Annotated in this window: 10 protein-coding genes; 5 read left to right on the plus strand and 5 right to left on the minus strand. The window is 53.4% G+C overall.

What is annotated here, in order from left to right; translation table 11 throughout:
* The 5 genes from H7A81_RS22615 to H7A81_RS22635 form a co-directional block, all read right to left on the minus strand.
* The coding region (locus H7A81_RS22615; protein WP_182058785.1) for an SDR family NAD(P)-dependent oxidoreductase at positions 1-410 on the minus strand (410 nt) is incomplete at its 3' end.
* Positions 411-424: 14 nt separating this feature from the next.
* Positions 425-1,816, minus strand: coding sequence for a GntP family permease (locus tag H7A81_RS22620; protein WP_097117778.1), 1,392 nt, complete (start codon positions 1,814-1,816; stop codon positions 425-427).
* 66 nt (positions 1,817-1,882) lie between these two features.
* Positions 1,883-3,067: an acetyl-CoA C-acetyltransferase gene (locus H7A81_RS22625; protein WP_182058786.1), complete on the minus strand. Its 1,185-nt coding sequence runs from the start codon at positions 3,065-3,067 to the stop codon at positions 1,883-1,885.
* Complete coding sequence (locus H7A81_RS22630; protein ID WP_058961255.1) at positions 3,064-3,732, minus strand: CoA transferase subunit B; 669 nt, start codon at positions 3,730-3,732, stop codon at positions 3,064-3,066. The genes H7A81_RS22625 and H7A81_RS22630 overlap by 4 nt, the downstream gene beginning before the upstream one ends.
* Positions 3,719-4,438: a CoA transferase subunit A gene (locus H7A81_RS22635; protein ID WP_182058787.1), complete on the minus strand. Its 720-nt coding sequence runs from the start codon at positions 4,436-4,438 to the stop codon at positions 3,719-3,721. The genes H7A81_RS22630 and H7A81_RS22635 overlap by 14 nt, the downstream gene beginning before the upstream one ends.
* 146 nt (positions 4,439-4,584) lie before the next feature.
* Here H7A81_RS22635 and H7A81_RS22640 point away from each other — a divergent pair, with 146 nt between their 5' ends.
* The 5 genes from H7A81_RS22640 to H7A81_RS22660 all read left to right on the plus strand — a co-directional run.
* A complete protein-coding gene (locus tag H7A81_RS22640) occupies positions 4,585-5,484 on the plus strand; it encodes a LysR family transcriptional regulator (protein WP_182058788.1) in 900 nt (299 codons plus the stop codon).
* A 649-nt stretch (positions 5,485-6,133) separates the two neighbouring features.
* Positions 6,134-6,832, plus strand: coding sequence for a LuxR family transcriptional regulator (locus H7A81_RS27800; RefSeq protein WP_237449301.1), 699 nt, complete (start codon positions 6,134-6,136; stop codon positions 6,830-6,832).
* 18 nt (positions 6,833-6,850) lie between these two features.
* A complete protein-coding gene (locus tag H7A81_RS22650; RefSeq protein WP_166936008.1) occupies positions 6,851-7,393 on the plus strand; it encodes a fimbrial protein in 543 nt (180 codons plus the stop codon).
* Positions 7,394-7,453: 60 nt separating this feature from the next.
* Entirely contained in the window at positions 7,454-8,191 is a 738-nt protein-coding gene (locus H7A81_RS22655; protein WP_182058789.1) for a fimbria/pilus periplasmic chaperone, read from the plus strand.
* Positions 8,163-9,716: fimbria/pilus outer membrane usher protein (locus H7A81_RS22660; protein ID WP_370529978.1), on the plus strand; the 1,554-nt coding region annotated here is incomplete at its 3' end. The genes H7A81_RS22655 and H7A81_RS22660, both read left to right, overlap by 29 nt.

Consider the following 9,716-nt stretch of genomic DNA (forward strand, 5'->3'; position numbering starts at 1 on the left):
ATATTAATGATGCGCCCCCAGTGACGTGCCTGCATACCGGGTAAAACGGCGCGACTGGTGTGGAACACCGAAGAGAGATTGATGGCAATAATCGCATCCCACTTCTCCACCGGGAAAGATTCCACCGGCGCGGTGTACTGAATACCGGCATTATTTACCAGAATATCTACCGCGCCATAGTGTGCCTCTGCCCACTCAATCATCGCGGCGATTTGCTGTGGATCGGACATATCCGCCGCGTGATAATCCACTGTTGCCCCAGTGGCCGCGATAATCGCTTTCGCGTGTTCCACTTCGCCAAAACCGTTGAGTATCACCGTGGCGCCCGCTAGTGCCAGTTGCTCCGCGATACCTAATCCGATACCGCTGGTAGACCCGGTTACCAGTGCCACTTTTCCCGCTAATTGCATCGATTCATCCTCCTTCAGACAATGCCGGTGAGGTAAAACACCCCAATCACAAACAGCACGGCCAGACTTTTGATAATGGTGATGGCGAAGATGCCACCATACGCTTCTTTATGCGTTAACCCGGTGATCGCCAGCAAGGTGATCACTGCGCCGTTGTGCGGCAGTGTATCCATCCCGCCGCTAGCCATCGCCGCCACGCGGTGCAGCACTTCCATCGGAATCCCCGTGGCCTGCGCCGCCTGCACGAAGTGTTCTGCCATCGCTGCCAGCGCAATACTCATCCCACCCGATGCCGAACCGGTGATCCCCGCCAGCACGGTAATACTGATCGCTTCATTGAGCAGCGGGTTGGGAATCGCCTGCAGCACGCCAGACAACACGACAAAGCCCGGCAACGCAGCGATTACCGCACCAAAACCGTACTCGGAGGCGGTATTCATCGCCGCCAGTAACGCACCGGCAACCGCTGTGCGACTGCCTTCTGCCAGACGACCACGAATGTTGCGCCAGCCAAAAATCAGCACCACCAGAATGCCGCTGAGTAGCGCCGCCTGTACTGCCCAAATCGCGGTGGTTTTCTTAATATCGGTGAGGATCGGCGTGGGGTTTCCCGGTAGCGTGACGCTGCTCTGCGCGCCGTACCACGACGGGATCCACCACGTGAAGCAGAGATTGAGCACCCCGACCAGAATCAGCGGCAGAATGGCGATCAGCGGATGCGGCAAACGAACATCTTCCGCCGTTTCTGGCTCATTCTTCAGGTTAGTGCCATAGGGTTCCTGGTTGGCCTGTGCCCGACGGCGTTGCCGATCCAGCCACAGCAAGCCCACCACGATAATAAACAGCGATCCGATCAATCCCAGCCACGGTGCTGCCCAGGCGTTAGTACCGAAGAAACTGCCGGGAATGATGTTCTGGATTTGTGGCGTGCCGGGCAGTGCATCCATGGTGAAGGAGAACGCCCCCAGCGCCACCGTTGCCGGAATCAAGCGCTTAGGGATATTGCTCTGACGAAACAGTTCTGCGGCAAACGGATAAACGGCAAAGGCCACCACAAACAGCGACACGCCGCCGTACGTCAGCAGTGCGCACACCAGCACAATCACCGGGATGGCATGGCGACGCCCCAGCAGCGCAATGGCCGCCGTGACGATCGAGCGTGAGAAGCCGGATAGCTCAATCAACTTGCCAAAGATGGCACCCAGCAGAAACACTGGGAAGTAGAGCTTCACAAAGCCCACCATCTTTTCCATAAACAGACCGCTAAACACCGGCGCGACCGCAGCCGGTTCGGTTAACAGCACCGCTAACAGCGCGGCAATCGGGGCGAACAAAATTACGCTATAGCCGCGATAGGCGGCTAACATCAGCAACCCAAGCGCAGCGAGGGCAATAACGACACTCATGTTGCTTCCTTATTATTTTGTAGGGTTGAAGGTAAAGACATTGCCAAAAATTTGAATCGGTCCGCCTCAATCCGGGCGTTCAACCGCCAGCGCGACGCCCATGCCGCCGCCAACACACAGCGTTGCCAGACCGCGCTTTCGCTCACGCTGCTGCAAGGCATGAATGAGCGTCACCAGAATGCGGCAGCCGGAGGCACCAATCGGATGCCCCAGCGCAATGGCACCGCCGTTGACATTGACCCGTTCCGGCTGCCAGTTAAGCGCTTTGCCTACCGCCAGAGCCTGCGCGGCAAAGGCTTCGTTAGCTTCGATTAAGTCCACTTGATCCAGCTCCCAACCAGCCTGTTTCAGGGCTTTGTTGGTGGCAGCCACCGGGCCGATACCCATCACCGCCGGATCCACGCCAGCCATGCCGCTCCCGGTCAATCGCGCCAGCACCGGCAGCCCTAGAGCAGAGGCGCGTGATGCTGACATCAACAGCACGGCGGCCGCGCCATCATTCAGGCTGGAAGCATTACCTGCGGTCACGCTGCCGTCCTTTTTAAAGGCGGGATGCAAACGCGCCAGCCGCTCTGCTGAACTGTCCGCGCGTGGCTGTTCATCTTCACCGATCACCAATGTCTCGCCTTTAGCCTGCACCACCGCGACAGGCGTGATTTCGGCGCGGAAGGCGCCCTGTTGCTGTGCCGCCACCGCTTTCTGTTGGGATTGCAAGGCAAAGGCATCCTGATCGGCACGGCTGATGTGGTATTCATCGGCCAGATTCTCGGCAGTGATCCCCATGTGGTAGTCGTTAAACGCATCCCATAGACCATCGTGGATCACGCTGTCCATCAGTTGACTATGACCCAAACGACAGCCGCCACGCGCCTCCGGCAGCAAATAAGGGGATTGGGTCATACTCTCCTGACCGCCCGCGATAATGATCTCGGCGGCTCCGCTTTGAATCGCCTGTGCGGCCTGAATCACCGCTTTCAGCCCTGAGCCACACACCATGTTCAGCGTGCTGGCTGGCACGCTGTAAGGCACACCCGCCGCCACGGCCGCCTGGCGCGCAGGGTTTTGCCCGCATCCGGCGGTGAGTACCTGCCCCATAATGACCTCATCGATTAGCGCGGGATCGAGCGCGGTTTGTTTCAGCAGTGTGGCAATCACCTGCTGGCCCAGTTCTGCAGCAGTAAGAGACGCCAGCGCACCGTGAAAACGGCCGATGGGCGTGCGGGTGGCTGCCACAATCACACATTCGTTCATGATGCCTCCTGGGAAAAACGCATTTCACGGACATCATCGGCGATGCGTAATTGCCCGGCCGTCTTTGCACGGATCTCATCGAGCGTGACGCCCGGCGCATACTCACGCAGCACAAAAGCGCCCTCTTCAATCTCCAGCCAGCCGAGTTCAGTAATCACTTTACGAATACAGCCGACGCCGGTAAGCGGCAAAGTGCATTCGGACAGCAGTTTTGATTCGCCATGCTTTGATGCGTGCGTCATCATCACGATGATGTTTTCCGCACCCGCCACCAGATCCATCGCACCGCCCATGCCCTTGACCATTTTTCCGGGGATCATCCACGACGCGATGTTGCCGCTGACGTCCACTTCCAGCGCGCCCAGCACGGTAAGATCAACATGGCCGCCGCGGATCATGGCGAAAGACTGTGCCGAATCGAAGATTGCCGCACCCTTTCTTGCGGTCACCGTCTGTTTGCCGGCATTGATCATGTCGGCATCCAGTTCGGCTTCGGTGGGAAACGCCCCCATGCCCAACAAACCGTTTTCCGACTGCATCATCACGTCCATGCCCTCAGGTACGTAGTTGGCCACCAGCGTCGGCATACCAATGCCGAGATTGACGTAATCGCCATCGCGTAGCTCCTGTGCCACGCGCTGCGCCATCTGTTCACGCGTGAGCATGTGCGCCTCCTTCACTCAGAGTGCGTTTCTCAATGCGTTTCTCGAAGTTGCCCTGAATCAGGCGATCGACATAAATACCCGGCGTATGGATCGCCGCCGGATCCAGCTCACCCGGTGCCACAATTTCTTCAACTTCCACCACCGTGACACGGGCAGCCATCGCCATCAGTGGGTTAAAATTCTGCGCGGTGTGGCGATAGATCACATTGCCGTACCAGTCCGCTTTCCAGCCTTTGACGATGGCGAAGTCACCGCGAATCGCCTGTTCCAGAATGTAGTGGCGCCCATCGAATTCTCTGACTTCTTTGCCTTCTGCCACGGGCGTGCCATAGCCGGTGGCCGTATAAAATGCGGGGATACCCGCGCCGCCTGCGCGCACTTTTTCCGCCAGCGTACCCTGCGGCGTGAGAATCACTTCCAGTTCACCGCTGAGCATCTGCTGCTCGAACAACGCGTTCTCACCGACGTAAGAGGCGATCATGGTTTTGATCTGCCGATTCTCCAGCAGCAGCCCGAGGCCAAAACCATCTACCCCGCAATTGTTCGAGACTACAGTCAGCCCCTTAAGGCCCTGCTGACGAATTTCGGCGATGAGATTTTCTGGAATACCGCACAGGCCAAATCCCCCCGCCAGCAGCGTCATGTCGTCTTGCAATCCAGCCAGCGCCTGCTGATAACTGGTGACGCGTTTGTCTAATCCTGCCATTGCTGTACATCTCCTCAGCTCACCGAATAAAGCCATCCTCGCGTCACAAAAATGATTTGTTAATTTTGTTTTTATTGGCCTTTCATTTACTTTTCTTATTAATATTCCGTTAATCGTTGTTTTACATAAAGTTAACAAAAAGCAAAATGAAAATGACTATCAAGCAGTTACGCGCGTTCTTAGCGGTCGCTCACACTTTGAGTTTTGCCCAGGCCAGCGAACGCCTTGCGATTTCGCAACCGGCGCTGAGCCTGGCGATCAGCGGATTAGAAGAAGCGTTGGGCGGACCGTTGTTTATGCGCACCACTCGCCACGTATCACTGACGCCGGAAGGTGAGATCTTTTTTCCCATGGCGCGACGATTGCTGGCGGATTGGGAAAATACCGAAGAGGCGATGCATCTGCGTTTTACGCTGCAACTGGGGAAAGTGTCGATTGCCGCCATGCCCTCTTTTGCTGGCAACCTGCTGCCTGCGGTGCTGAAGGCTTTTCGCCAGCGCTATCCCGGCGTCAATATCGCGGTGCATGACGTGATCAATGAAACGGTGCTGGAGATGGTGCAGGAGGGACGCGTGGAGATGGGTGTCGCCTTTGAACCCGAACTGGCCGATGCGCTGCACTTCACCCCGCTGGGTAGCGACCGCTTTGTTGCCGTGGTGCCCGCTGATAGCCCGTTAGCGGATAAGCCACAGCTGAGCTGGCGAGAACTGCTGCATCTGGATTTCATTACCTTGCAGCGTCCTTCGGCGGTGCGTCTGCTGCTTGAGCAGTCACTGGCACAGGCAGGAAGAAGACTCGACGTCGCTTACGAAAGTCATCAATTGGTCACCGTGGGCAAAATGGTCGCCAGTGGATTGGGGGCCAGCGCGGTGCCTGCTCTTTGTATTCAGCAGATGCGAGAACTCGGCGCGGTATGCGTGCCGCTGGTCTCGCCGCAGATTGAGCGGCGAGTGGGCATTTTGCGATTGAAACAGCACCAGCTCTCCCATGCTGCCGCCGCACTGGCACAAACCATGAGTGACGAATGTCGCTGGCCCGACTCATAATTCAGCGTTAATTCACAACGTAACCTCAACCAGACAATATTTGTCGCTTGGTCCTCCTAAATGCACAGTCGTTTTTTTATCAATTAAATAAACACCAGGAATTAACAATTGATTTAGCTAAATAAAATATTTCGTAGATAAATCATAGCCAATAAGCTGAACCCTCATCTGCTTTGATTAATTGTACTAATCAAAGCGGTCACAAGATTGCTAATGATATGTAAAAATCTTCTCCGCGCGGACATTTTAAGATCAAATCCACCCTGCATTAGGTGTAAGAATAATCCTAAGAGAGATAAATATCCCCTTCCGCAAGGTGAACTTCATTACTCAATTACCTCGCCGCATCACAACCCACAGACCAGAGGCAGTTTTCATTACATCAAATAAAAATTAAAAATCCTGAATTCTCACTTTTCACACCAAAGATAATCAGGCTCAACACTGACGAACATTCAATTATTTAGCAATTAATGCTATCTAAATTTTGATCCTAAAAGCCGATTTTCACCATTAATCCTGGGGGATTTAGAAAGTTCTTAACTCTATAGGGGTATGAAACGATGACGATCATGCCAAGTTGAGAAAAGACAATGGAATTTTAAAAATCACCATCCCGTACAACCTAAGACTTTTCTGAGGGTAAGAAATGACTGACTTTCTTAACTCGTTGAATAAAAACAATTATCCTGCCAGGATATCCGCAGCTCTTACAGGAGCGGATGAGTTTGTTATGAAAAATACCACACGAGAGGACTTACGCTGTGCCAGTTGCAAATATGGCTGCCAGCTGACGAACCGAAACAACGATATTCTTAATCGCTGTCCAATACAAAAAATTGCGATTTGGCCGGGGAACAATCATTTCCTGATTAAAGGTGTACTTTCATTAGTCGCTGGCCGCTATGAAAGTGTGTTTTGCCGGGGATGTATATTCGTTGATTTTTCGCGAGAAAACTTACGTTATCTCACCAATAAAAACTGGATTGATTATCTGAAATCCACCGGACTGACCATCGTTTTGGTCTCCGATCGACCGCTGGCCGCTCTGGCTGCACACTGGATAAAGAGAGAGGGAATCCACTCCGTTATTTATTGTGAAGACCGGTTAGAGGATATCAAGAAGGTGATTAACAGTACCTATTATGGTTTAAAAGGAGGCGCAACAAGGAGAGTTAATGCACTGTCGAATGAGGAAGTAACCTTTCTGGATTTAGCCTTAAAAGGGAATTCACTTTCTGCCATTTCGATAGCAATGAACCATGAGATGAAAAAAATTTACAACATCAAAGATTCGATTCGACGTAAGACCGGTACCAGCCTTAATCAGCTGATCTCGGGTCACTAAGTAAAAGGATTACACGAAATGACGCAAACACATAAAACACTGCTTTCACTGATTATCACCGGTGCCCTTTTCTCGGCCTCTGCCGTTGCAGCGTCCGATAACACCATTAATTTCCAGGGCGAAGTGGCTGATGAAACCTGTTCCATCTCGGTGAATGGCAATGCGGCCTCACCGGTGGTGCTGATGCCCACCGTGAGTAAATCCGATCTGGCTGCCAGCGGTGATGTCGCCGGACAAACCGCCTTTACCGTAGGTTTGACCGGTTGTACCGGCAATTCAGCTTCCTCAACAAAAATTTCAACGGTGTTTGTCGGCAATAACGTGACGGCCAATGGCAACCTGGCGAATACCGGCACCGCAAAAAATGTTGAGGTCCAACTGGTGGACAGTAAAGACGCGGTGATTAACCTGACAGGAGGCTATACCGGTGATGGCGACCTGACACTTGCCGCCGATGAGACCGAATCTTCGGCCACTTATAACGCGCAATATTATGCCAATGGTGTCGCCGCCGCCGGAACCGTGGCTGCTTCATTACAATACGCGGTGACTTACCAGTAATAATTAATCAGCGTACGTTCGGATATCCGGGCGTGCGCTGCATGCCATGAGATCGTCTGTATGTATTTACGCAATGTCCTGGGCGCATTATTTCTCAGCGTGATGTCAGCGACGGCACCAGCAAGCGTCACGCTGCTGGGCAGTCGGATTATTTATCCGGCACCCGCCAGCTCCATCAATATCCAATTTAAAAACGACGATAGCATTCCCTATGTTATTCAGACCTGGTTTGATGAGGGTGATATGGATGCCAAACCACAGCAGATTAATCGCGTGCCCTTTATTACTACGCCGCCGGTATTTCGTATTCAGCCGAAATCAGGGCAGGTCGCGCGTATTGTCGTCAGCCAGCCAGACAAGCTGCCTCAGGATCGAGAGTCCGTTTACTGGTTTAACATGCTGCAAATTCCGCCCGCATCACAGGCTGCCGCCGATAAGAATGCCATGACGGTCATGCTGCGCAATCGGGTGAAATTGTTTTATCGCCCTGCGGCAATAGGCAAACCGGGCAATATTTTATCGGGTATTAAAGTCCGCACTCTAATCGATCCCCAAAAAGGCAGCGGATTACAGATCGATAATGCGCAGCCCTGGCATGCTTCATTCGTCGCTATTTCCCTGCGTATCGCGGGAAAAAATTATGAGTGTGAACCCGTCATGGTTGCCCCGTTCTCCATGCATACCTGCTGGTTCAGTCATACCAAACAACGCTTACAGGGTGTAGGCAGCGTCAAACTCGACGCGGTTAACGATCAGGGAGCCAGAATAAGTGAAAATTACCCCATCAACTCCCAATGAATTGAAATTCCCCTTATTCTTTCTGACCGTTTCATTCTATTTCTCAACAGCCGTGCACAGTGAAGAATATTATTTCGATCCGTCGCTGTTTAAAGGCTCAGCCTTCGGTCAGAACATCGCGCAATTCAACCAAAGCGAGTTGCCCGCGGGGCATTATCTGGTCGATGTTTATGTCAATAATGCCCTCGTGTCATCCAGCGTGAAGCTTGAATTTTTGCCCCCGGCACAAGGAAAAGAGGTCGAGCCATGCTTGCCCTTTTCGCTGGTGAAAATGTTGCCGTTAAAAAAGGTTCCAGCAGAGCCAATAGATCGCGAGTGCGCCCCGCTTGCTGACTGGACGCCACAAGGGACCTGGGCTTTTGATGCCGCCGCGTTACGCCTGAATATCACGCTGCCCCTGTCAGCGCTTAAGCGCACGCCGCGTGGTTATATTCCGCCCGAACAGTGGGATGGCGGGATGACCGCGTTATTTCTGCGCCACAACACCAATTACACCTGGACGGAAAACAGCGCGGCCGCCTACCGCTATCAATATTTGTGGAGCGGGATAACCGCAGGCACTAATGTCGCCAACTGGCAGCTGCGTCATCAGGGCAATCTTCGCTATCTCAGCAGCAGTGTGGGTGGTAGCAGCTATCGCTACAACAAGGTACGAACCTGGGTGCAACGGCCACTGACGTCGATCAATAGCCAGCTTTCCCTTGGCGATAGCTACACAGACAGCTCGCTGTTTGGCAGCCTGCCGTTTAATGGCATAAAACTCGCCACTGACGAACGTATGTGGCCGCAAGGCAGACGCGGTTATGCCCCTGAAATTCGAGGCATCGCTTCATCTAACGCCCGTGTGATTGTGAAACAGTTGAACAAGGTCATCTATGAAACCGTGGTGCCGCCTGGCCCGTTTATCATTGATGATTTGAACAACACCCGCAGTCAGGGGGATTTTGAAGTCGAGGTGATAGAAGCCAACGGTAAAATCGCCACCTTTACGGTGCCCTACTCCTCGGTTCCTGATTCGGTTCGTCCGGGCAACTGGCATTACTCGCTGGCGCTGGGCCGTGTGCGCCAATATTACGCTGTGAATAACGCTTTTTTTGAGGGCGTGATGCAGCGCGGCGTCAGTAATAGTTTGACGGCAACCGTCGGTTCACGGCTGGCGGAAGATTACCAGGCGTGGCTTCTGGGAGGTGTCTGGGCAACCGGAATCGGTGCGATGGGTCTGAACACCACGTTTTCCCAGGCTAAGGCCGAAAATGACCAGCGCACCTCCGGCTGGCGTGCCGAGTTGAGTTATAGCAAGACCTTTCAGACCGGCACCAACCTGGTGCTGGCCGCTTATCGATATTCGACTCGTGGATTTCGCGACCTTCAGGATGTTTTAGGGGTTCGACGCCAGCAACAAGCGGACATCAACTACTACTCAGACTCGCTCAACCAGCGTAATCGCTTATCGGCGACACTCAGCCAGTCAATGGATGCGTATGGCCTGGTCAGTTTAAGCGCCAGCACCGCCGATTATTACAAC

The organism is Pantoea sp. ME81, assembly GCF_903970985.1.
Classification (GTDB): Bacteria; Pseudomonadota; Gammaproteobacteria; order Enterobacterales; family Enterobacteriaceae; genus Pantoea; species Pantoea communis.